The sequence below is a fragment of the Synergistes jonesii genome, assembly GCF_000712295.1.
GTDB lineage: Bacteria > Synergistota > Synergistia > Synergistales > Synergistaceae > Synergistes > Synergistes jonesii.
Map to the genome: position 1 here is coordinate 1 of NZ_JMKI01000027.1, position 21863 is coordinate 21863.

At 56.6% G+C, this 21863-nt stretch carries 19 protein-coding genes; 13 read left to right on the top strand and 6 right to left on the bottom strand.

Annotated elements, in window-relative coordinates:
• Nucleotides 1–933, bottom strand: a 933-nt coding sequence (locus tag EH55_RS06095; protein ID WP_051682696.1) for an ISNCY family transposase, incomplete at its 3' end; no start/stop codon positions are given.
• 392 nt (nucleotides 934–1325) lie between these two features.
• Here EH55_RS06095 and EH55_RS06100 point away from each other — a divergent pair.
• The 5 genes from EH55_RS06100 to mcrC all read left to right on the top strand — a co-directional run bounded on the left by EH55_RS06100 (nucleotide 1326) and on the right by mcrC (nucleotide 8168).
• Nucleotides 1326–2630: a phenylacetate--CoA ligase family protein gene (locus tag EH55_RS06100; RefSeq protein ID WP_037975822.1), complete on the top strand. Its 1305-nt coding sequence runs from the start codon at nucleotides 1326–1328 to the stop codon at nucleotides 2628–2630.
• A 50-nt stretch (nucleotides 2631–2680) separates the two neighbouring features.
• Nucleotides 2681–3118 (top strand): ACT domain-containing protein, encoded by a 438-nt coding sequence (locus EH55_RS06105; RefSeq protein ID WP_037975824.1) that lies wholly within the window; start codon nucleotides 2681–2683, stop codon nucleotides 3116–3118.
• Between the two features lie 570 nt (nucleotides 3119–3688).
• On the top strand, nucleotides 3689–4618 hold the full coding sequence (gene cysK / locus EH55_RS06110; RefSeq protein WP_037975784.1) for a cysteine synthase A: 930 nt from the start codon (nucleotides 3689–3691) through the stop codon (nucleotides 4616–4618).
• A 43-nt stretch (nucleotides 4619–4661) separates the two neighbouring features.
• On the top strand, nucleotides 4662–7109 hold the full coding sequence (locus EH55_RS14720) for an AAA family ATPase (RefSeq protein ID WP_236617088.1): 2448 nt from the start codon (nucleotides 4662–4664) through the stop codon (nucleotides 7107–7109).
• A gap of 33 nt (nucleotides 7110–7142) precedes the next feature.
• Entirely contained in the window at nucleotides 7143–8168 is a 1026-nt protein-coding gene (mcrC, locus tag EH55_RS06120) for a 5-methylcytosine-specific restriction endonuclease system specificity protein McrC (RefSeq protein ID WP_051682697.1), read from the top strand.
• 154 nt (nucleotides 8169–8322) lie between these two features.
• Here mcrC and EH55_RS06125 read toward each other — a convergent pair whose 3' ends face one another.
• From EH55_RS06125 to EH55_RS06135, 3 genes are all read right to left on the bottom strand, one after another.
• A complete protein-coding gene (locus EH55_RS06125; RefSeq protein WP_081839462.1) occupies nucleotides 8323–9768 on the bottom strand; it encodes a right-handed parallel beta-helix repeat-containing protein in 1446 nt (481 codons plus the stop codon).
• Between the two features lie 218 nt (nucleotides 9769–9986).
• Nucleotides 9987–11063 (bottom strand): histidinol-phosphate transaminase, encoded by a 1077-nt coding sequence (hisC, locus tag EH55_RS06130; RefSeq protein ID WP_037975790.1) that lies wholly within the window; start codon nucleotides 11061–11063, stop codon nucleotides 9987–9989.
• A gap of 21 nt (nucleotides 11064–11084) precedes the next feature.
• Nucleotides 11085–11879 (bottom strand): HAD family hydrolase, encoded by a 795-nt coding sequence (locus EH55_RS06135; protein ID WP_037975791.1) that lies wholly within the window; start codon nucleotides 11877–11879, stop codon nucleotides 11085–11087.
• Between the two features lie 187 nt (nucleotides 11880–12066).
• Here EH55_RS06135 and EH55_RS06140 point away from each other — a divergent pair, with 187 nt between their 5' ends.
• From EH55_RS06140 to EH55_RS06175, 8 genes are all read left to right on the top strand, one after another.
• On the top strand, nucleotides 12067–13269 hold the full coding sequence (locus tag EH55_RS06140; RefSeq protein ID WP_051682698.1) for an ATP phosphoribosyltransferase regulatory subunit: 1203 nt from the start codon (nucleotides 12067–12069) through the stop codon (nucleotides 13267–13269).
• Nucleotides 13263–13916, top strand: a complete 654-nt coding sequence (gene hisG / locus EH55_RS06145; protein ID WP_037975792.1) for an ATP phosphoribosyltransferase — start codon at nucleotides 13263–13265, stop codon at nucleotides 13914–13916. Before EH55_RS06140 ends, hisG begins: the two co-directional genes overlap by 7 nt.
• Complete coding sequence (locus EH55_RS06150; RefSeq protein WP_037975794.1) at nucleotides 13901–14470, top strand: imidazoleglycerol-phosphate dehydratase; 570 nt, start codon at nucleotides 13901–13903, stop codon at nucleotides 14468–14470. Before hisG ends, EH55_RS06150 begins: the two co-directional genes overlap by 16 nt.
• Nucleotides 14467–15180, top strand: a complete 714-nt coding sequence (locus EH55_RS06155) for a 1-(5-phosphoribosyl)-5-[(5-phosphoribosylamino)methylideneamino]imidazole-4-carboxamide isomerase (RefSeq protein ID WP_051682699.1) — start codon at nucleotides 14467–14469, stop codon at nucleotides 15178–15180. Before EH55_RS06150 ends, EH55_RS06155 begins: the two co-directional genes overlap by 4 nt.
• Before the next feature lie 17 nt (nucleotides 15181–15197).
• The gene (gene hisIE, locus EH55_RS06160; protein ID WP_081839465.1) at nucleotides 15198–15833 is read left to right on the top strand and encodes a bifunctional phosphoribosyl-AMP cyclohydrolase/phosphoribosyl-ATP diphosphatase HisIE; all 636 of its coding nucleotides are present in this window, start codon (nucleotides 15198–15200) and stop codon (nucleotides 15831–15833) included.
• The gene (gene hisH / locus EH55_RS06165) at nucleotides 15830–16447 is read left to right on the top strand and encodes an imidazole glycerol phosphate synthase subunit HisH (RefSeq protein WP_037975798.1); all 618 of its coding nucleotides are present in this window, start codon (nucleotides 15830–15832) and stop codon (nucleotides 16445–16447) included. Before hisIE ends, hisH begins: the two co-directional genes overlap by 4 nt.
• A 1-nt stretch (nucleotide 16448) precedes the next feature.
• Nucleotides 16449–17207, top strand: a complete 759-nt coding sequence (gene hisF, locus EH55_RS06170) for an imidazole glycerol phosphate synthase subunit HisF (protein ID WP_037975800.1) — start codon at nucleotides 16449–16451, stop codon at nucleotides 17205–17207.
• Nucleotides 17208–17474: 267 nt separating this feature from the next.
• Entirely contained in the window at nucleotides 17475–18827 is a 1353-nt protein-coding gene (locus tag EH55_RS06175; RefSeq protein WP_081839466.1) for a sugar diacid recognition domain-containing protein, read from the top strand.
• 96 nt (nucleotides 18828–18923) lie between these two features.
• Here EH55_RS06175 and dctP read toward each other — a convergent pair whose 3' ends face one another.
• A complete protein-coding gene (gene dctP, locus EH55_RS06180) occupies nucleotides 18924–19955 on the bottom strand; it encodes a TRAP transporter substrate-binding protein DctP (protein WP_037975804.1) in 1032 nt (343 codons plus the stop codon).
• A gap of 38 nt (nucleotides 19956–19993) precedes the next feature.
• Nucleotides 19994–21760 carry a cobalamin-dependent protein gene (locus EH55_RS06185; protein WP_037975805.1) on the bottom strand — a complete coding sequence of 589 codons (1767 nt, stop codon included), beginning with the start codon at nucleotides 21758–21760 and terminating at the stop codon, nucleotides 19994–19996.
• Nucleotides 21761–21863 lie beyond the last annotated feature (103 nt).

A 21863-nucleotide genomic window follows, 5' to 3' on the forward strand; every position in this document is an offset into this window, starting at 1 on the left:
CATGCARGCGCTACCGTCCTCATGCGGCAGCACTGCAAACCTGCGGTTATAGTCGCTGATAAAACCTTCCGCTATCATCTTATTAGCGTCAGCGATGTTTGTGATGGATGAAAACCTCAATTCGGCGATGAGCCTGTCCTGAAATGTATTCCAGAGCCTTTCTATACGTCCCTTGGCCTGAGGGCTGTGCGCCGTTATCTGCTTTATACCAAGCTCATACAGCGCCTTGCCAAAGTTTGACAGCGGCAGCTCCGTTCCGCTCAAAATCTCATCGTCGGTCAACTCCTTGGGCGAACGGAATATAGTATGGCGGTCGCTGTATATGGACAGAGGCAATCCATATGCAAGCATCCCTTGTTCCAGCGCCGCGGCATAGCCGCGCATACATTCAGTTTCAGTAAAGAACGCCCCTGTAACGACCCCTGTCGCATCGTCTATATATGCGTGCAAAGTTGCATATCCGTGTTCTTCACCAAACCACTTGTGTCTGCTTGCATCGGTCTGCCACATAATACCGGCGGTCGTCTTCCTTGGACACGGCCGGTGCTGTTTTGCTTTATGCTTCACTGCCTTCTTGCTCTTTATACCAGCTCCTTTAAGCACACGGAACACCGAAGAACGGCTCACAGACATTCCCTCCGCTTCGTTCAGGCGTTCAGTGAAATGAGAGAAATTATAGTCAAAATACTTCCCCTCAAACAGCTCGACAATCCTCGTTTTAACCTCATCTGAAAGAGCGTGCCTCGGCTTCCGTCCCGCGTTTCCATGCACCATCCCCCTTGCGCCGTTTCTGGCAAAGCTGGCTTTTAGCCTTATGATTTGTCTTATAGAAATACCAAGCTGTTCAGATGCCTCCCCATTAGTCACTAAGCCTGATGACGCGGCTCCTATAATCCTTACCCTTCTCGCTTCATCGTTTGTCATACTCATCATGATCTGCCTCATAGTGACATTATCTCAGAACGATTAGAGGCTGACATTATCTCAGAACAACAACAGACAAAAATTTTTGGGGTTGACATTTTCGAAGAGGCGCACTAAAATTCCCTGTATTAAGCGCATGGCGCATTTGATTTAAAGGAGGCATACGTTATGGCGACAGCCGATACGCTTTCATCACGCGATATTTACGCCAGATCGTTCTCCTTTACCGGCGCGGGTCCTCTTCAGGGGATCTGCGCGGAGAATGCATGATTCGTAAACGTTAGAATCCACGCGCCGCGTATATGCCGCTGAAGCAGGGTCCGCAGTTTAAGCGAGCCCTGCTTTTTTTGCGCCTGCGGCTTTTTATTAGGAAAATAAATTCCGGAAAGGAAATGGTACGAATGGGAAAGAAGTATTACCAAGAAGATATTGAATGTGCTCCGCGCGAAGAGATATCGAAGTGGCAGAGCGAAGGCCTCGTCAGAAGCGTCAGGAATGCCTACGAAAACTCCGAGTACTACCGCGGGAAGATGGAGGAGCGCGGCGTGAAGCCCTCCGACGTCAAAGGTGTCGAGGATATCCACAAGCTGCCCTTCGTATCGAAGGAGGATCTGCGCGAGGCTTATCCTTACGGGCTGCTCTGCCGTCCGCTCTCCGAGTGCGTGCGCATCCAGTCGACGAGCGGCACAACCGGCAGGCGCGTCATCGCCTTCTACACACAGCACGACATAGACGCATGGGAGGAGTGCTGCGCGCGCGCCATCGTCGCGGCGGGGGGGACGAGGGATGACGTCGTACAGGTATCCTACGGCTACGGGCTCTTCACCGGCGGCGCGGGGCTCAACGGCGGTTCGCACAAGCTCGGCTCGCTGACGCTGCCCATGTCCTCCGGCTCGACCGAACGTCAGATTCAGTTCATGCAGGACTTGGGAACGACGATTCTCTGCTGTACCCCGTCGTACGCCGCGTACCTCGGCGAGACGGTCTCTGAAAAAGGGCTCAAGGGGACGATCAAGCTTAAGGCCGGCATCTTCGGGGCGGAGGCCTGGAGCGAGGAGATGCGCCGCGACATCGAAGAGAAACTCGGCATCAAGGCCTACGACATATACGGCCTGACCGAGCTCGAAGGCCCCGGAGTCGGCTACGAGTGCGAAGAGCAACGCGGCATGCATATCTGCGAAGATCAATTCATCGCGGAGATCATCGACCCCAATACTGGCGAAACGATGCCGGACGGCGAGAAGGGGGAGCTGGTCTTCACGTCGCTCAACAAAGAGGCTTTCCCGATGATTCGCTATCGCACGCGCGACATCTGCGTGCTTTCGCATGAAAAATGTTCCTGTGGGCGCACCCACGTACGCATGGCGAAGCCGATGGGGCGCAGCGACGACATGCTCATCATCAAGGGCGTCAACGTCTTCCCGTCGCAGATCGAAACGGTGCTTATAAACAACGGCTACTCGCCGAACTACCAGCTTGTGGTCGACCGCGTCAACAACGCCGACACGCTCGATATCAACGTCGAAATGAATCAGGAGATGTTCAGCGACACGCTCAGCGAGATATCGGCGCGCGAAAGGGCGCTCGTGGGCGCGTTGAAGGGATTCTTAGGCATATACGCGAGGGTGCACCTCGTCTCGCCGAAAAGCATCGAGCGCAGCGAGGGCAAGGCAAAACGCGTCATAGACAAACGCAAATTATATTAAGCTATGGATTATAATACAAGGAGGAGAACACTATGAAGGGGGAAAAGACAATGGCAGTCAAACAAATTTCCGTCTTTATGGAAAACAGGCCGGGGACGCTGGCGGAGTTCGTAGAGCTTCTGCGCGGCCACGGAATCGATATGCGGGCCCTTTCTCTCGCGGAGGCGGCCGACTTCGGCGTCCTTCGCACGATAGTCAGCGACCCAGATAAGGCGCAGCGCGTGCTTGCCGAAGCCGGTTTCATCTCGGCGGTGACTCCGGTGCTCGCGGTAGCGGTATCCGACGAGCCGGGCGCTCTCTACCACATTCTCGAAACATTGAAAAACGCCGGCATAAACCTTGAGTACAGCTATGCGTTCACCACGCGCAAAAATCAGGGCGCGTACATGGTCTTCCGCGTCGCCGACGACTGCCTCCAGAAGACGGCCGAACTTCTTGAGGAAAACGGGATAGGGATGATAGCGCAGGAGGAAATTTACAGCCTGTAGCGCGAAGCTGATATTTAAAGAACGGCAGGATAGGGAGCCTCTCTAAATCCTGCCGTTTTGTTGTTTTCGGGCGTTAGCTATTTAATTTTTTGCAATCGAAAGCCCTTATAAAATATTGAAAAATACATGAGGCTATATTATAGTTTTACGGTATGTGAAGCAATACAAACTATAGGGGGAGAGATACTTCATGAAATGTAAGCGGACGGCATTCTTTCTTTTAACGCTCGTATCCGCGGCGGCGCGTTTGAAGAAGCGTACGACGACGGTGCGATAGTAGCCGTCAGCACGCCGGAATAGACGAGTTAAACGCTTTACTCAAAGTGCTCGGCGGAACGCCAGACTGAACGTCGGCGAGCGAGCCCTCCTTGATTAAAGGGGGAGCGCCGAAGGAGCGTATTTTGATAAAGGAAGCAATCAGCGTTTTCTTAGCGTACGAGAGGGCGCCGAATGAAAAAATAAATCTCAGGAAGGAGAACGCAGACGGTATTTCTGAATAAAGAGCCAAAAAAGCTTATTGTTTTGCGGCGATTTAAAATATACTATGCCGTCTGCGACCAAAGATAAAAAATGATTTATGATACTATATTGCAGGCCATTGGGAATACTCCGATGATTCGGCTGAATCACATCGCTGATGAGGACAGCGCTGTGATTTTGGTGAAATTCGAGGCTTTAAACGTAGGCGGCTCCATTAAGACGAGGACCGCCTACAATATGATCTGTCAAGCCGAGAAAGAGGGCCTGCTGAGCAAAGACTCCATCATTGTTGAACCCACCAGCGGAAATCAGGGCATCGGGCTTGCTCTGGTAGGCGCTGTCAAAGGCTATAAAACCATCATAATCATGCCGGATTCTGTAAGCGAAGAGCGCAGAAAATTGGTCCGCCACTACGGCGCCAAGGTAAAACTGGTGCACGATTCAGGCGATATCGGCTCTTGTATCGACGAATGCCTTCAGACCGCGCTGAGAATGGCGAAAGAAAATCCGCTGGTTTACGTTCCCCAACAATTTTCCAACCCCAATAATACGATGGCGCACGTCAATCACACGGCGTTGGAGATACTTGCGCAGGTGGACGGGCCGATTCACGGCTTTTGTTCCGGAATCGGGACCGGCGGTACGATCACCGGCATCGGCAAGACTTTGAAGGAAAAAAATCCCGACATGACGATTTGGGCGGTGGAACCGGAAAAAGCGGCGATTTTATCGGGAGGGCTGATCGGCACCCATATCCAGATGGGAATCGGAGACGGCATCATCCCTGAAATCCTGGATCGGCGGATTTATGACGACATCTGCATCACCACAGATGACGAGGCGCTTGAGATGGCGAAGAGGCTGGCCCGGGAGGAGGGTTTGATGTGCGGCATCTCCAGCGGCACAAACGTCGTCGCGGCCGTGAAGCTTGCAAAGAAGCTTGGAGCGGGAAAGACGGTCGTTACCGTGCTGCCAGATACCGCCGAACGCTACTTCTCGACGCCGCTGTTCGAAGAATAATTTCGACGGCTCACTGACGAAGGTAATCGCTACGGTATGCTGAATGGTCGATAATCCGGCTTTGAAAAAAGATTTGAAGGAGGATCGCATGATTGATTTAGAGAAATTAAAAACAATACTCACCGGGTATAAAGCATACTTTCCGAGCCATTGGGATGATGAAAAATATAAGTGGGAGGCCGTCAAGCATTTTCAGGAGCGCTGGGATATCGATGCCGAGAACTTTGGCGAGATGTTCAAGCAAGCTACGGATAAGACCTACAATCTGCTTTCATCAGGCTATACCTATCCCAGGGGAATGATCACAAATTTTGCCAAGGCCGACGGTGGAGCGGTTCGTGCAATGTTCCTGGCTCTGTTTGATGAGACCGTTGATTTGGCTGTAAGGGTTGACGCGTTCCAAGCCGCCGCGGAAGAACTTAGAGCGAAGTACGACGACGGAACGTGGCGTAACCATTATCAAAACACGAATGCGATCAGCACCTATTTATGGCTGCGCTATCCGGACAAATATTACATTTATAAGTATGAGCTTTTCAGGGCCGCCGCATCCGAGCTGTCCGCTAATTATATGCCGAAAAGAAATGGTTCTGTAGATAGTTTGATCGGCGGCTATCGGATGTATGACGAAATATGTGCCGTTGTTAAGGCTGATAATGCCATTCGGGGTATGATTAGGAGCGCTTTAACGCCGGCGTGCTATCCTGATCCGGAAATGAAAACGGCTACCATCGATGTGGGATTCTATTTGGCCCGCTTTTATCCGGAGGAAAGAAAGTCCGAGGAAGAGGGAAAAGAATGGTTTCCGAAGGACTACTCTCCAAATCTGAGCGTCGATGATTGGGTCGGCTTGCTTAAAGACGCCTCCGTCTTTACGTACAGCGCCCTTCAGATCGTAGCCCGTATGAAAGATTACGGCGGCCAGGCCACTTGCAAGCAGCTGTCGATTAAATATGGCGAGAGTCCGAACTTTTATAATGGGGTTTCTTCTGCTCTTGCACGCCGCATCGCAGAGAAGACTGCGTGCCCCGTTATGCCTATGGATACAGAAAACGCTAAGTGGTGGCCTATTCTTTACACTGGCAAGAACGCTGATAGAAGCGTTGAAGGTACCTATATATGGAGGCTGCGCAGCGAGCTTAGCGAGGCTTTGGATAAGGTCGACCTTAGTGGTGTGGCGCTGTATGCGGATACAAAGGAGAAAACCCACGGATATTGGTGGTTGACCGCTAATCCGAAGATCTGGAGCTTTGCCGATATTAAGGTCGGCGAGGAACAGAGCTATACCCTCTACAATGAAAACGGGAACAAGAGACGCGTCTTCCAAAACTTCCTTGATGCAAAGGCAGGCGATATCGTTATCGGGTACGAGGCCAATCCGGTGAAGAAGGTCGTCGCTATCGCCCGTATCACGCAAGAAAACGATGGGAAGGCCATTTACTTTGAGAAGACCGAGGGGCTGCCGACGCCTATAGAGTATGCGGCGCTTCGGGAATGCCCCGAGCTTGATAAAATGGAGTTTTTCGTCCAGCCGAACGGCAGCCTCTTCAAGCTGACAAAGGGTGAATATGGTTTTATCATAGATATCATCAGAGAAGAAAATCCTCTTAGGCAGTCGGATGGCGTTGTTCAAAAATACACAAAGGCCGATTTTTTGAATAAGGTTTATATGACCGAGGAGCGATACGACGTGCTTGAGGCATTGCTTCGCAGCAAGATGAACGTCATCCTGCAGGGCGCGCCAGGTGTGGGAAAGACGTTCACTGCGAAGAAATTAGCCTATGCCCTGATGGGCGAAGCGGATGATTCCAGAATCGAAATGGTGCAGTTCCATCAGAATTACTCTTATGAAGACTTTATCATAGGCTATCGTCCTGATGGCGCTGGCTTCAAACTGACGGAAGGTATTTTCTATCGCTTTTGCCAAACGGCGGCAAACCACCCGGAGAAGGAGTACTTCTTTATCATAGATGAGATAAACCGGGGAAACATGAGTAAAATTTTCGGCGAGCTCCTGATGCTGATTGAGAGGGATTATCGTGGAACGAAGACGACGCTGGCATATAGCGGGATGCCGTTCTCTGTTCCGGGCAATCTGTACATTATCGGCATGATGAATACAGCGGACCGGAGTTTGGCGATGATAGATTATGCACTTCGTAGGAGATTCAGCTTCTTTGAGATTGAGCCGGGCTTTAATTCGGAGGGATTTACAAATTATCAGAGCTCCCTTGCCAACGAGACCTTTAACGCTCTGATCGACCAGATCAAGCTGCTCAACAAAGAAATCACAGATGACAAGTCCCTTGGCCGCGGCTTCCAGATCGGTCACAGCTATTTCTGCGGCAGAGAAAATGAGGGCTGTTCTAACGAGTGGATGCGTTCCGTAGTGGAATTTGACATATTGCCTATGCTTGGCGAGTACTGGTTTGATGCACCTGCAAAGCTGCAGCGTTGGGAAAAGAATTTGCGCGGCCTGTTTGATGACTAAAGATAAGGGCATATTCATAAAAAACATATATTAATGCTTTCTTACGCTTTTCAGTCGTTGAAGCAATTAGACTATGAAGAGGTGTCCTCGGAGGCGTTTGAAATGGGCCAAGACCTCTTTGCGGCGATTCTTTCTAAGGGTATCGCGCGGCAGTTGAAACAGGGGCTACACCGTGAATATATAACGAGGAATGAGACTCTTCCCGTGATGCGGGGAAAACTGGATATGCCGGAAACGATGTGCAGCCGAGTCCGGCGTGAGCAGAAACTGGCCTGTGAATTTGATGAGCTTTTGGAAAACAATCTTCCCAATCAGATTCTGAAAACGACTATGCATTATCTGGTGCGGGATGATGGAGTGGAAGTTGATCGTAAGGCAGCGTTAAAAAAGATTTTGGTATTTTTCGACGGGATCGATCTATTGGCGCCGCCAGAAATACAGTGGAGCCGCCTGCATTATCAGCGAAACAATGCTAACTATGAAATGCTGATGAACATATGCTATTTCGTTTTAGACGGGATGTTGCAGACCACGGAAAAAGGCGGCTACAAGATGGCGGTTTTCTCGGATGAACATATGGAGCGTCTGTATGAAAAGTTTATTCTGGAATACTACCGTCAGCGCCATACTTATCTAACAGAGGTCAAGGCGGCTCAAGTGAAGTGGCACCTTGCCGGAGAGGATAGCGAGGCTATGCTTCGCTTCCTTCCGGTTATGCAGACGGATATCATGCTCCGGTTGAATGAAAAGATACTGATTATTGACGCCAAGTACTATGGACGGACGCTGCAGCGGCGTTTTGATAAGTATACGCTGCCTTCGGGAAACTTGTATCAGATTTTCACTTATGTGAAGAATCAGGATAAAGAGAACAGCGGAAATGTTGCCGGGATATTGCTTTATGCCAAAACAGAAGAAACTATCGCTCCGGATTGCATGTTTAATATGGGGGGCAATTGGATAGGCGCGAAAACGCTTGATCTGAATGCCGACTTCAAATTTATATCCTCGCAGCTGGATAAAATCGCGGAAGACTTCTTTAGCGTTAAGGCTGTATGAAGTGGTGGATGGAAAAAGCGCCGGACGATTAGATTAATCATCGCAGGCTTCGATATTCTGCCTGCAAGCCAGTTATACTCCATTGAAAGTCCGCGTGCGCAAAAAAACAGGCCCTTTGCCGGGCCTGCTTGCTGTTGGATCTGGTTGTCGAATCTTACTTCCTCCTGCGGATGAGCGCCGCGCCGCAGAGGGCGAGCGTCGCGGCTCCGAACGCTCCGGCGTTGCAGCCGCCGGATGAGCCGTCGCGCGGCTCGGAGTCGATGCGGTCTGAGTAATGAGTCGTGATGTTCTCGTTGCGGTCTATAGTGCCGACGTGGTTGCCGCCGTTGCTGGCGAACTTGCCGTCGTAGCGCGCCTTCCAGAGTTCGCCCGTCCAAAAGGGGAATTCGCTCGGATCGCTCTCCGCCGTGATCATACCCTCGGGCGGATACTTTTCTTTGTTTACCTGCCGTCTTGCCTCGGCCGTCTCTTCGTCGGTGTAGTTGATGCTGATGTCCTGCGCCGTCTTTTTGTCGCCGCTTACGACATAGTTGTTTATGATCTCGCAGTTTTTGAACGTCGCTTCGCCGACGGTTTTCATCACGTTGTCGGCGTGCGAGCCGTCGAACGCGTAGAGCCCCGCGCCGTCGGCCGTCGCTTCGTTGCCGCTGATCGTGCAGTTCTCGAGGGTCACGGTGCTCGCGACGTCTAAGATCATGCCACCGCCGCGGTTGCCCCTGTTGTTGACGACCCGGCAGCCGACCATCTTCGCCGCCGAACTATAGAAGAGGATGCCGCCGCCGTAGCCGAGGCTGTTGGCGGTGACGTCGTTGTCTTTGAATACGCAGTTCTCGAAGTAATTCTCTTTGCCGTTTTCCGAGTTGATGTAGGCGCCGCCGCCGCGTCCGCCCTTATGTCCGCTGACGGTGCAGTTGTACATCTTCACATTGCCGCCCCAGTCGCCGCCGCGCTTGGCGCCTTTGCCCGGGTCGACGTAGATGCCGCCGCCGCGCGAGCCGCTTCTGTTGTCGCGGATGTCGCAGCTCGTAAGGATCGCGCTGCCTTTGAGGTAAAGGCCGCCGGAGCGGTCCTTGCCTACGTTCTCGGCGATCGTGCAGTTGTCGAACGTGACGGTCGCCTTCGGCTCTATAAAAAGAGCGGCGCCTCCCTGCTCCGTGTGCACGCCGGCCACTGTTCCGTTCTTGACGATTTTACAGCCCTCGAACGCGACCCGGCTGCCCTCGCCGATGAACGCGCCGCCGCCGGAAGCCGTCTGCGCACCGCCGCCTTCGGTTATCGTGAGGTCTTTTAGCGTGACCTTCGCGCCGTCGGCGGTGACGCCGCTTATGTAGAAGCAGCGGACCTCTCCCGCGCCCGATACCGTGTGCCCGGCGCCTTCGATCGTGATCGGTTTGCTGATGACTATGCCCTCTACGCCGGCTGCGCCGTCGGCCGCCGGGTCGTAGCTGTAGTCGTCGGCGAGCGCGACCGTCGCGCCGTTGCCCGCCGCGTCGATCACTCCCTGAAGGTCGCTGAAATTACCAGCTTCAGCGGCCGCGCCGCCGAACAGGAGCAGTGCCGCGCACAAAATACCCACATACCTTGCTGCCGTCCGTTTCAATTTGAAGCCCCCCTAATTATTTTGTTGTTGCAACTTTGTACCAACTTACTGATTATCGTATACCGAGGGCTTCTCTGTCTATTTTTTGGTCAGTTGAATTTATTTTTGCCACTTTGTTTCATTTATATTTTTTGAGAGATCGACCGTGATTTGTATTAAAAACATATAATGAGTTTTTTGCTTCGATTCCCTCGCCTCCGTCCGGCTACGCCTCGGGCTCAGAGCGAGCGCAGGATTTTTTCCACCTCTTTATTTTCTTCGGGAAGTCCTATCGAAAGGCGCACTGCAGGCATGCCTCGGCACGTCATGAAGCGCGCGGCTATCCCTTTTTCTTCGAGCGCCGTTCTGAGCGCGTCTCCCTTTTCTCCCGGGAACATTAGGATGAAGTTAGCGCGCGACGGCACGAAGCGTATGCCGCGCTCTTTAAGGACGGCGCTTAGCTTTTCGCGCTCTTCCGCCGTCCTCGTCCGCGTTTCGCTCAGGAAGGCTTCTTCGTCGAGAGCCGCCGACGCGCCGGCTTCGGCCGCCGCCGTTACGCAGTAGGGCTCGCGCACGCGATAGAGGCAGTCTATCAGCATCGGATGCGCCGCTCCCCAGCCGACGCGCAGCCCCGCAAGGGCGAATATTTTTGAGAAGGTGCGGCATATCATCAGATTTGGAAAATCTTTGAGCAGAGAGAAGGGCTCGGCGTCGTCGGCGCCGCTGAATTCCGCATAGGCCTGGTCGAGTATCACGATGACGTGCCTCGGGATTTTTCCAAGCATCGCGCGGATGCCGGCCGTTTCGGCGAGCGTGCCGGTAGGGTTGTTCGGGTTGCAGAAGAAGAGCATTTTCGTCGCCGGCGTTACCGCTTCGGCGAATTTCGCCGGTTCCTGCTCAAACGCGGCGGAGAGCGGGACCTTTACGACCTTCGCGCCGGCTATCGCGGCGTTCGAAGCGTAAACGCCGAAGGTACATTCGCCGCAGACTACTTCGTCGCCTTTATCGAGGAATGCGCGCGAGAGCATCGTAAACATGCCGTCAAGGCCGTTCGACGTGATGATCTGCTCCGGCGCGAGTCCGAAGCGCGCGGCGAGCTTTTTGCGCAGCGCCGTGTTCCTGCTGTCGGGGTAGCGGTTGCCCTTTTCGAGAGCGGCGCGCATCGCTTCGAGCGCGCCTTTAGGCACTCCGGCGTTGTTTTCGTTCGCCGAGAGTATTATCTTCGGCTCCGAGATCGGCGCGGCGTCGTAGGGCGCTACATTCCTGACGGAAGGGCGCGTCAGTTTTTCAAAATATTCTTTTAAATCTTCCGGCATAAAAATTTTCCTCCCTTGTTTTTAATCGAAGGAGTCGGAGAGAGCGTCCGCCACCGCCTCTTCTGTCGTGTCGTATCTGAATTCCGCTTCGGGCAGCATGGTGCCTATTGCGGCGAAGCGCCCCCTTCCGAAGGCCTCCGCCGCCTGCATGTCGCTCGCCGTGTCGCCGAAGAATACGGGCGACGACGCGCCGAGGCGGCGGCAGAGTATTTCAAGCCCCAGCGGCGACGGCTTCGTTATGCCGCTGTCCGATTTGATCACGAGCTCGTCGGGGAAGTCCTCCCAGCCGAGGCTCTCCTTCGCGAGCTCCCATTCGAGCGTGTCGCGGCCGGAGTATATCGCAGCTGGCGCGCCAAGCTCGCGCCAATGCCTATTCAGCATCGGCGTTTCGAGCAGGTGCAGCCCCTTCCCCTTCGTCCCGTAAAGCTCCGAGCATAATTTTCGGATTTCGCGGCGCGGCGCGGCCTCTCCATATTTGATCGCCACCCATTCGCCTAGGGGGTCTTTATAATCCGCGATCTCGGCGGCTAGCTTCCAGGCGCGCGGCAGAGCGCGCGAGAGCAGCTTTTCTCCGCTCGCCGCGGCGACGCAGAGGAGCGTCCAGGCGATGTCGTAGTCGTCGTTGAAGGCGCCGTGACGCTTCAGCACGCGCTCCATGTCGGCGTCGTATCCGCCGCAGTCCGCCGCGCCTCCGCAATATTTTTCCCAGCCCTTCATGACGGCCCGCTTTATCACCTCGGGAAACGATTCCCGCACGTCGAGCAGTACGCCGTCGACGTCGAATATCAAAGCGTCGGCTTTGAAATTTCCCTTCATCTTCATCTCCCCGTTCCATTCGCGGCTCTTTTCCGCGGCTTGCCGCGCCTTAAAATGTCATAAATACTTCTCCGCGCCGTTTGCAAAAACCGCATTAAGATGATATTATATATCGCACGTAAAAAAATATCAAGCTATCTATTTAGCTAAGTAAAATAATAGCATGGCTGAAGAAAGGATGACGCGTATGATAAGAAATCCGAAAGGCTGCGACAATATCGGCGGGGCGCTCGCCGCGAACATGGAAGAGTGCAGAGGCGCGCTGATGCATTTATTTTCCCTTTACGGATATCATCCCTTCAGCCCGGCGGAATTCCAGCTGATAGAGGACGTTTGGGGCAAGCTCTCGACGGCGCGCGCCCGCAGGCTCATCCCGGTGATGTCGCCGCTCGGCGAGCCGTGCGTGCTTCGCGGCGACCTTACGCTTTCCGCCGTAGCGTATCTCGCGGGGCACCACACTCAAAGCGAATGGCCTCTGCGCCTATCTTATGCGGACAGAGTCTATTCCGTGCCGGCGCCGCCGAAGAGCAACCTCGAGGAGAGCCAGGTCGGAGTGGAGCTGATAGGCTGCGACGACGAGGGCGCTGATGCGGAGGCCGCGGCGCTGCTTTTCCGCGCGCTCGACCTGCTCGGCATCGAAAATTCCGCGGTCGTGCTCGGCGACGTCTCGTTTTTGTCGTACCTCTTCTCGCCGCTGCCGCAGGCTCTTTCTTCCGAACTTGCCGACGCGCTGAGCGAAAGGGCCTATACGAGGTACAGCGCGCTGCTCGGCTCGGCGCCGCTCTCAGGCGAGAGGCTGCGGCTGTTGAAGCGCATCCCCCTTCTCAAAGGAAATGCGGCCGTGATAGGCGAGGCGATGGCCCTGCTGGACGATCCCGGGATACTGATGCCGCTCAGGCGGCTCTGCGGCGAGCTCTGCTCTCTCGGCTACGAAAGGCGGCTGCGCGTCGACCTTTCCTTCGTGCGCGACCTCGGCTACTACAGCGGCCCGATCTATAACGCCTATTCCGCGGACGGCGCGCTGCTCGGCGGCGGCGGACGCTACGACGGGCTGCTCGCGGCGGAGGGCATCGGGGGGCAGGCGGTCGGCTTCGGGCTCAACCTTAAGGAGCTCGCGTCGCACTGCGCCGCGCAGCAGCGCGCGCCCCTCGTGACTCTCTGGTGCGGCGGCTGCAAGTCTTCCGACGCGCTGCGCTATGCGGACGCGCTTTCCAAGAAGGACGTTTTGTTCGAGCTCTCGTGGACGAGGGACGCGGAGGCGTCGCGCGCCGGCGCGAAGCGGCGCGGCTCCCGCTGGTGGGCGGATCTCGGCGCTAAGAGCGCTCTTATGCTCGCGCGCGATCGCGCGGCGTCGCTCAAAGATTTTGAAGAGGAGGCGCTCTCATGCTGACCTTAGCGCTTCCCACCGGGCGCTCGTTCGGCGAATGCGTGAAGATACTCGAGTGTTCGGGGCTTCCCGTCTCCGGGCTGAAAGACGCGGGGCGCAGCCTCGTTATAGAGGAAGGCGCGTTCCGTTACATCCTGTCTAAGCCCTCCGACGTCCCGGCGATGGTCTATTATGGAGCGGCCGACCTCGCCCTCGCGGGCAACGACGTGATAGAGGAGGCGGGCATAGCGCTCGCCGAGCTGCTCGACACTGGGCTCGGCCGCTGCCGCATGGCCGTCGCCGGGCCGTCGGAGATCGCCGAGAAATTCCGCGGCGGCGCGCAGCGCCTGATGGGGCTGAAGGTCGCGACGAAATACGCGCGCCTCGCCGAGAGGACCTTCGCCGGCTGGGGAGTCCAGATAAAGCTGCTGAAGCTGAACGGCTCCGTCGAGCTCGCTCCCGCGCTCGGCCTCGCGGACTGCATATTCGACGTCGTACAGACGGGAAAGACGCTCGAAGCGAACGGCCTTTCCGTTATAAAAGAAACCTTGCCGGTGTCGCTGCGCCTCGTCGCGGGCGTTTCGTCGATCCAGCTGCGCTGGAACTCGATATTCGGCGTCGTCGGCGCTGTAAATTCGGCTGTGGAGGCGAAAAAATGGAAGCAAGGATAGTAAGGCGCACAAAAGAGACAAGCATAGAACTGATTTTGAACGATGAATTCAGCGGAAGGAAAATATATATAAACTGCGGCTTTTTGGCGCATATGATCGACCTGCTCTGCCATCGCGCCTCTTTAGGCGTAGAGCTGACGGCGCACGGCGACATAGAGGTAGACTCGCACCACCTGACCGAGGACGTCGGGATGGTGATGGGGCAGGCGCTGCGCAGAATCGCCGCGGAACGCCCGATACGCCGCTACGCGTCGGCGCTGCTGCCGATGGACGGCTCCTTAGCGCGGATCGCGCTCGACTTCAGCGGGCGCGGCGGCCTCTGGTGGCGCGGCGAATTCCCGTCGCAGAAGTGCGGCGACTTCGACACGGAGCTCGTCCCAGAATTCTTCGCCGGCTTTGCGCGCGAAGCGGGGCTGACGCTGCACATCGCGCTGCTTGAGACGGACAACTCGCATCACGCGGCGGAGGCCGTATTCAAAGGCGTCGGGCTCGCGCTGAAAGAGGCGCTTGCGCCCTCTGAAAGCGCGCCGAGCACGAAGGGCGTCTGGCTGTGATAGTCTTTCCCGCTGTAGACCTCTACGGGGGCAGGGTAGTGCGCCTCCTGCGGGGCGACTATTCGAAGATGCGCGGATACGCCGTCGACCCCGTGGAGGCGGCGAAGGGCTTCCGTGACGCCGGCTGTTTACAGATTCATATAGTCGACCTCGAAGGGGCGAAAGCGGGAGAGCCGAAGCATCTGGACGCGCTCGAAAAAATCGCCGCGCTCGGCCTCTTCGTGCAATACGGCGGCGGGCTGCGCAGCGCCGACGCGGTCGCGCGCGCGCTGAATTCCGGCGCGGCGCGCGTGATGGCCGGCAGCCTCATATTTAAAGATATGAGGCGCGCGCCGGAGCTGGCTGCGCGCTTCGGCGGCAAAATAATGGCCGCCGTGGATGTAAAAGAAGGAAAAGCCGCTTACGCCGGCTGGCTGAAAAAGAGCGCGCTGAGCGCGCGCGAGGCGGTGGAGCGCCTTTCCTCCGCGGGCTTTTCGTCGTTCCTGATAACGCAGACCGAGCGCGACGGAACGATGGGCGGCACGGACGCCGATTTTTACCTTCCCTTTACTGTTAAGGGCAGGTATATCGCGGCGGCTGGCGGCGTGACGGACGAACGCGATATCGCGGCGCTCGCGCGCGCCGGCGTCGACGCGGCGGTAATAGGAAAAAGCCTTTACGAAGGCGGAATCACGCTGAAAGCCGCTCTTGCCGCGGCAAAAAGCGCTTAGAAAGAGGAAAAAGATAAATGATGAAACTTGACCTTGCCAAAATAAAATTCGACGACGCAGGGCTCGTCCCCGTCGTCGTACAGGACGCTCTGACGGCGGAGGTGCTGATGACGGCGTGGGCTGACGCCGCGGCGCTCAGGCTCACGGAAGAGCGCGGCGAGCTCGTCTTCTGGAGCCGTTCGCGCTCTTGCCTCTGGCACAAGGGCGAGACGAGCGGCAACAAAATGCGGCTGCGCGAGATGAGGATAGACTGCGACGGCGACACGCTGCTCGCGCTCGTCGATCCGGCCGGCCCCGCGTGCCACACCGGCCGTCGCAGCTGTTTCCACAGGACGCTCTTCGGCGAGGGGGGCGCCGGCGAGCCGACCTTCCTCGGCAGGCTTTTCCGCTATCTGAGCGTCAGGAAGAACGACAGCCCAGACGAAAGCTATACCGCGCGGCTGCTCTCCTCGGGCCTTTCGCGCGTCGCGCAGAAGGTCGGCGAAGAGGGCGTCGAGACGGCGCTGGCCTGCGCTACGCGCGACAAAGACGGCTTCCGCCGCGAAGCGGCCGACTTACTCTATCATCTGCTCGTCGCCTGCATAGCTTCCGGCGTCTCCCTCTCCGACGTATTGAGCGAGCTCGCGTCGCGCCACAAGGAAAAGAAAAAATGATCGGCGTGATAGATTACGGCGCGGGAAACCTCCGCAGCGTCGAAAACGCGCTTTCGGCGCTCGGCGCGGAGTGCGAAACGGCGGCCTCCGCCCGCGATATAGAAAGGGCGGACGCGCTGATACTTCCCGGCGTAGGGGAGTTCGGCAGCGCCGTTAAGGAGCTCTCTCGGCGCGCCCTCTGCGGCGCGATAAAGGGCGCCGCGGCGGACGGCGTGCCGCTGCTCGGCATCTGCCTTGGAATGCAGCTGCTCTTCGGCGCGAGCGAGGAAGCGCCTGAGGCGCGCGGACTCGGCATACTCGCAGGGCGTTCGCTGCGTTTCCCGGACGGCCCGGGGCTGAAAGTCCCGCACACCGGCTGGAACTCGATAACGCCGCTTAAAGAATCGGCGCTTTTGAGCGGAGTGCGCGCCGGTAGCTGCATGTACTTCGTCCATTCCTTCTTCGTCCGCTGCGACGAACGGGCGGACGCCGCGGCGGAAGCGTTCTACGGAAGCCGCTTCGACGCCGCGGTCGAGCGCGGGAACGTCTTCGGCTGTCAGTTCCACCCGGAAAAGAGCGGAAGCGCCGGCCTTTCGATATTAAAAAATTTCATAAAAATTTCAGGAGGAAAATAAAATGTTTGCCAAGAGAATAATACCGTGCCTGGATATTAAAGAGGGACGCGTCGTGAAGGGCGTCAACTTCGTAAAGCTGCGCGACGCCGGCGACCCCGTCGAATGTGCCGCGGCCTACGAAAAGGCGGGGGCCGACGAGATCGTCTTTCTCGACATCGCCGCGACGAGCGACGGAAGGAAGACGGTCTCCGATCTGGTGCGCCGCGTCGCCGAGAAGGTCTTCATACCGATCACGGTCGGCGGCGGCATAAGAAGCGCGGAGGACATACGCGAAATACTGCGCGCCGGAGCCGACAAGGTCTCGCTGAACACGGCGGCGGTGAAAAATCCGGCGCTGATAAGTGAAGCGGCGGAAAAATTCGGCCGACAGTGCGTCGTCGTCGCGATAGACGCGAAAAAGCGCGGCGACAGCTACTGGGAGGTAGTTACCTCGGGAGGCCGCGTGCCGGAGCACATCGACGCCTTCGGCTGGGCCGTGAAGGCCGAAGAGCTCGGAGCCGGCGAAATACTTCTGACGAGCATGGACCGCGACGGTACGAAGGCCGGCTACGACCTCGAACTGACAGAGCTCATTTCATCGTCGGTAAAAATCCCCGTCATCGCCTCCGGCGGCGCCGGAGCGCCGGAAGACTTCTACGACGCGCTGACGAAGGGCAAGGCCGACGCGGCGCTTGCGGCCTCGCTCTTCCACTTCAACGAGGTACCCATCCCGGAGCTTAAGGAATATCTATCGCTGAAGGGCGTGCCCGTGAGGAAGTGAGCGCCGCCAGACGCGCCTTAAGCGCGCGAGGGAATTGCGCCCGTATGAAACAGGCGGCGGAGCAGAGCGGATACATTTCGCGCAACTCCGCCGCTTTAATTTTATTCACATATAATCGAGTTAAAATTTAAGGGGTATATTTCAAATGCGTACAGCTTTGTTTTTGAAGGTCAATGAGCGTACTCGCGCTTTGCCGTTTTGATAATGCGCCCCTTTTTCGCGTTTTATTTATAGATATACGAGTTCCGCCGGTGAAAATGTTATAATATGACAATGTACGGCACGAAAGCCGAGGTTTTTGCCGACGTGCCGCCCGCCCGGAAGCGTGAGCCGCCGCAGGGGTACGGGGAATCGTCGATTCTGGGAGGTAGGGATTTGCTCGCAAAGTACGCGCAGGAAATATCTGAGTATCTGAGCTCCATGATGGGGCGAAGCATAATCATCACCGACATCAACGGCATAATCATCGGCGCTCCAGCAAAGGAGAGGATCGGGGAATTCCACCCGCCGTCCATCCCGTGCATAAAATATAAAAAAATGAGCTTCGACGACGCCGAAGGCGCGAAGAAGCTCGGAGTCTGGTACCCGGGCTCGACGGTGCCGCTCTTTTACAACGGTCGCGTGATAGGCACGGCTGCGATCGCCGGGGAGCCGGAGGTCGTGCTGCAGTTCACGATGCTCGTCAAGAATCAGATCGAAAGCATGTTGCGCGAGAAGATATATTCGCCGGGCGCCGGCTCGCCGCAGAAAAAGATAAACGAGCTCGTGCACGACATCGCGTCCTTCGACCCCGCGAGCGGCGACCACGCGTCGCTTACGCTGAAGGGCGCGCATATCGGCGTCGACCTCGACAGGCCGCGAGGCGCGATAGCGGTCTTCTTTTCCAACTTCTGCGGGCTCGGCGGCCTTGAAAACAATCCGGTAAAGATCACTTACGAAAATTACAGCGACCCGATAGAGGCCGAAATAGATTACTCGGCGATGCACGGGCGCGTGATAGTCCTGTTGCGCGAAATATTCCAGGACCCGCAGGCGATAATCGCGAGCGTCGCGCGCGACCGCTTCGCCGTGATATGCCCGAGGGAGACCGACGATAAAAAGTCTCCAGACGAAGAGATAGAGGCGCTCTGCGACTCCGCAGACAAAATTTACAGCAAGCTTAAGAGCGCGTCGCTTGAAACGATCGTCGGCGTCGGCTTCCCGGCGCGCAATCTCTTCGAACTGCCCGCCGCCTATAAAAACGCGTGGGAGGTCGCCGGCATCGCGGAGAAGCTTTCGATGCCGCCCGGTGCGTACAGCTTCAACAGGTTGCTCTTAGAGGGCATCCTGTCGTCGGTTAAGCAGAACGTGGCGCTGCGCTATATCGACAAGAAGCTCTCCGACGCTGAAAGTGAGAGCGACGCGCAGATGCTGATAGAGACCTTCAAGGCCTACTGCGAATCGTTCTTCAGCAAACAGAGGGCCGCCGAGAGGCTTCACCTTCACAGGAACACGCTCTCTTACCGCCTCGCGAAGCTCGAGGAGTACCTCGGCATCTCTATGGAGGACTTCAAGCAGGTCATGGCGTTTTATCTCGCCCTCGGGATACGCGATCTGCATAAGAAAGGATGCGCGCGCTAAAGCGTTCTTCGGTAAAAAACAATATAAGCAAAAAGCGGCGGAGGCGGGCTTGTTCCCGTCTCCGCCGCTTTCCTCCCGTCGGGCTTGAGGAAGGGGCTATTTCGTGCTGTCCGTGATCTTCTTCATTTCCGTCTTGAACTCGGCCATCAGATCCTTGCCCTTCGTTTCGTCGAGCTTGCCCCACGTCGAAGCGAAGGCGTCCATAATAGGTTTGAGTTCTTTAGGCGTGTACATGTGGACCTTTATGCCCTTCTTGCGCATAAGGTCTAAGTACTTCATGTCGTTCGCTTCGGCCGTCTTGATGGAGTTGGCCGCCATCTTGGCGGCCGCGGCCTGCAGTATCTTTTTGTCGGCGGCCGAGAGCTTCTCCCATAGCTTGCCGCTGATCATTATGCCGAGGCATTCAGTGTTCTTGTTATAGTTGTACCAGTGTTTGAGGACGTCGCCGAGCGCCGTGTAGGCCGCGACGATAGAGTAGCCGGTGTCGCCGTCGCATACGCCCGTCTGGATCGACTGATAAACGTCGGCGAAGGGGATGGAGATCGTGCGGAAGTGCGCGCCCTCGAGCGCCGTCTTGAAGACGTCCATGTTCGGTATGCGGAGCAGGACTCCCTTGTCGATCTTCGGGTTAAGCGGCTCCCTCAGTTCTTTCGTGGTGCCCATTCCGACCATGCCCTCAAGGTACATTCCGAGCAGCTTGACGCCGAGCTCTTTGTTGAACTCGTCCATCTTTTTGAAGAACCACCCGTTCGGGTCGTAGACCTTCGCGACCTGCTTATAGCTGCTTGTGTAGCCCTGTACGTATATGAGGTCCATTCTGTTGTCGAACTGGCTCGGGAAGGAGATGGCGGCCATTTCTATCGTACCGCGGATGAGCTCCTCGTAAACGAGCGAATAGTCGCCGAGCTGATTTGCCGGATAGACCTTGACCTGGATGCGTCCCTGCGTCTTTTCTCCGACCTCTTTGGCGAAGCCGTTCATAGCGATCGTCGCGTGGTGGTCGGGCGGGTTCTGCCCCGCGAATTTGACGATGAGCGGTGCCGCCTGCGCCCCCTGCGCGAGCAGCGCGGCGGAGATTACTGCCGCCGACAGCGATGTGAGGTGCTTGATGACGCCTTTTTGAAGCATAAGAATCTCTCCCTTTTTTATTTATGGCGTTGCAAAAATTATCTGCTTTCTTTTCTTGCCTCGGCCGCCCTTGTAGGAAGACGCGACAGGTCTGATACCACCGCGATGCCCATCTCTTCGAGCCTGTCGCTGACGTCTACCGGCGTCGTGCCCTCTTCGGTGTTCTGGTTGAGCACGCCGCCCATGCAGACCGGGACCTTGTAGTCCTCCTCCTCCATCTCGTCAAGGAGGTTTCTCGAATATTCGAGGGCCATTCCGTTGTGCGTGCTTACGAAGATCATCTCCGCGCCGCACTTTGCGGCTTCAGATACGACCTCGTCGGGGTTGCGTTCGGCGCCGATGTTCACGACGTCCGCGCCGGCCGCGCCGAGGAGGCGGCTTATCAAAAGCAGGCCGTGCTCATGCACGTCAGTCGAGGCGGCGAGGACCTTTATCCCGGAGAGCTTTGCGCGCGTCTCCGCGCTCTCGTAGCTCGGACGCCATAGCTCCACCTGTTCGAGCGTCCTCGTGAATATGTCGTTGGGAATTGGCGCGTCCTCCGTCGTTTTGCGTCCCGCGCCGGGGTTGAGCTCCTCTTCGAAGGCGCGCGGGCCGATCTTTTTCAGGACGTAAAGCATCTGTACCGCGTCCCTCGTGTCCACGCCGCAGTCGGCGAAGAAGGCGAGCGCGTTGGCGTATATCCTCTTTCCCTTTGTGCAGACGGACCTCGCGAAGTTTTTGCTGGCGGTGAAATCGAAGTGCGGATGCATTCGGCGCGCGATCTTTTCCATGTCGTGGGCCCACTGCTGAATTTCGCATATCTCGTCGAGCGACGGCGCGCGCAGCGCCTCGGTGAAAGGCACTGGCATCAGCCCGTGTCCCGTCGGGCATTCGATTTGCGCCATGATGTCCCAGAGCAGGTATTCCGTCGCCAGCTTGCGGTTCTCCTCCGGTTCCGTGCTTGCCGAGATCGTGTCGCCGTAGAACATCGAGCCGACGCAGTCGTGCCCGTGTATCTCGTCGAGCGCGAAGACCCAGCCGGTGCGCTTGATCGGATCCGACACAAGGCCCCCGACGCAGTGCGCGAGCTTCGCGCCGAGCAGCTCTTCGACGATATATTTTTCGAGATAAGCCCACGCCGCGCCTGTCGCGCAGTCGAGGAAGAGCGCGCCGAAGCCGTCGTCGAGGTAAGAGTGCATCAGCGTCCCCCTGTCGCGCAGTACGCCCATTATGCCGATGGCTTTGACGGTCTCTATCGTTGTGATGTCTGCGCGCTTCCACATCGGCGCCTCGTGCGCGAAGAACTGCGAGAGGTTGCCGACCGTCGTTACCCCGGCGCGCAGTGCGGCGACCGCGTTAGTCGTCGACGCTGGGAAGCCGATTATGAAGTCGCCCATATGAGGCTGTATGGGGGCCGCCCGCCCCACGCCGCGCCAGTCCTCTTCCGTTTCGAGGTACGGCCCGCTCTCCTGCGGCGCAGATTTTCTCATCTCCGGCGGCAGGGACATCCTGCGGTCGAGGCAGATGCCGGCGCGGTCGACCCTGAAGCCGTTCGCTTCGGCGTAGTCGTAGAGCCCGCCGAGCGCCGCCTCGGTCTCCTTCCACGTGTTCATGCCTATATGCGCGTGATACATGATGCGCCCCTCTTTTATGCAGCGGCGCTTATATTCCAGCTCCGACGAGACGTCGAATTTTTCCATGAATTTTGTGCGGCCTATCGTGACCTCGGAGGCTATCCTGCGCGATTCCTCCAGAACAGCGGCGGCTTTGGGAAGCTGCGCTTCTTTAAGTATTTCTGAAATCCGTTCTTTCAGCGCCGTTATCATAACGATGCCCCCTAATATTACCTTTCGTCCTTTACGATAAAACTCTATCCTAAAAGATTACGGCGGTCACTGTAAATTTTTGAAAAAACTTGAACGTTCGCGG

What these genes read in the sequence shown, in the direction of transcription:
- cysK (WP_037975784.1), top strand. Translation starts at nt 3,689, where the DNA reads ATGATTTATGATACTATATTGCAGGCCATTGGGAATACTCCGATGATT.
- EH55_RS06150 (WP_037975794.1), top strand. Translation starts at nt 13,901, where the DNA reads ATGGAAGCAAGGATAGTAAGGCGCACAAAAGAGACAAGCATAGAACTG.
- EH55_RS06140 (WP_051682698.1), top strand. Translation starts at nt 12,067, where the DNA reads ATGATAAGAAATCCGAAAGGCTGCGACAATATCGGCGGGGCGCTCGCC.
- EH55_RS06105 (WP_037975824.1), top strand. Translation starts at nt 2,681, where the DNA reads ATGGCAGTCAAACAAATTTCCGTCTTTATGGAAAACAGGCCGGGGACG.
- dctP (WP_037975804.1), bottom strand. Translation starts at nt 19,955, where the DNA reads ATGCTTCAAAAAGGCGTCATCAAGCACCTCACATCGCTGTCGGCGGCA.
- EH55_RS14720 (WP_236617088.1), top strand. Translation starts at nt 4,662, where the DNA reads ATGGTCGATAATCCGGCTTTGAAAAAAGATTTGAAGGAGGATCGCATG.
- mcrC (WP_051682697.1), top strand. Translation starts at nt 7,143, where the DNA reads ATGCTTTCTTACGCTTTTCAGTCGTTGAAGCAATTAGACTATGAAGAG.
- EH55_RS06135 (WP_037975791.1), bottom strand. Translation starts at nt 11,879, where the DNA reads ATGAAGGGAAATTTCAAAGCCGACGCTTTGATATTCGACGTCGACGGC.
- hisH (WP_037975798.1), top strand. Translation starts at nt 15,830, where the DNA reads ATGATCGGCGTGATAGATTACGGCGCGGGAAACCTCCGCAGCGTCGAA.
- hisG (WP_037975792.1), top strand. Translation starts at nt 13,263, where the DNA reads ATGCTGACCTTAGCGCTTCCCACCGGGCGCTCGTTCGGCGAATGCGTG.
- EH55_RS06185 (WP_037975805.1), bottom strand. Translation starts at nt 21,760, where the DNA reads ATGATAACGGCGCTGAAAGAACGGATTTCAGAAATACTTAAAGAAGCG.
- hisC (WP_037975790.1), bottom strand. Translation starts at nt 11,063, where the DNA reads ATGCCGGAAGATTTAAAAGAATATTTTGAAAAACTGACGCGCCCTTCC.
- EH55_RS06100 (WP_037975822.1), top strand. Translation starts at nt 1,326, where the DNA reads ATGGGAAAGAAGTATTACCAAGAAGATATTGAATGTGCTCCGCGCGAA.
- hisIE (WP_081839465.1), top strand. Translation starts at nt 15,198, where the DNA reads ATGATGAAACTTGACCTTGCCAAAATAAAATTCGACGACGCAGGGCTC.
- hisF (WP_037975800.1), top strand. Translation starts at nt 16,449, where the DNA reads ATGTTTGCCAAGAGAATAATACCGTGCCTGGATATTAAAGAGGGACGC.
- EH55_RS06175 (WP_081839466.1), top strand. Translation starts at nt 17,475, where the DNA reads ATGACAATGTACGGCACGAAAGCCGAGGTTTTTGCCGACGTGCCGCCC.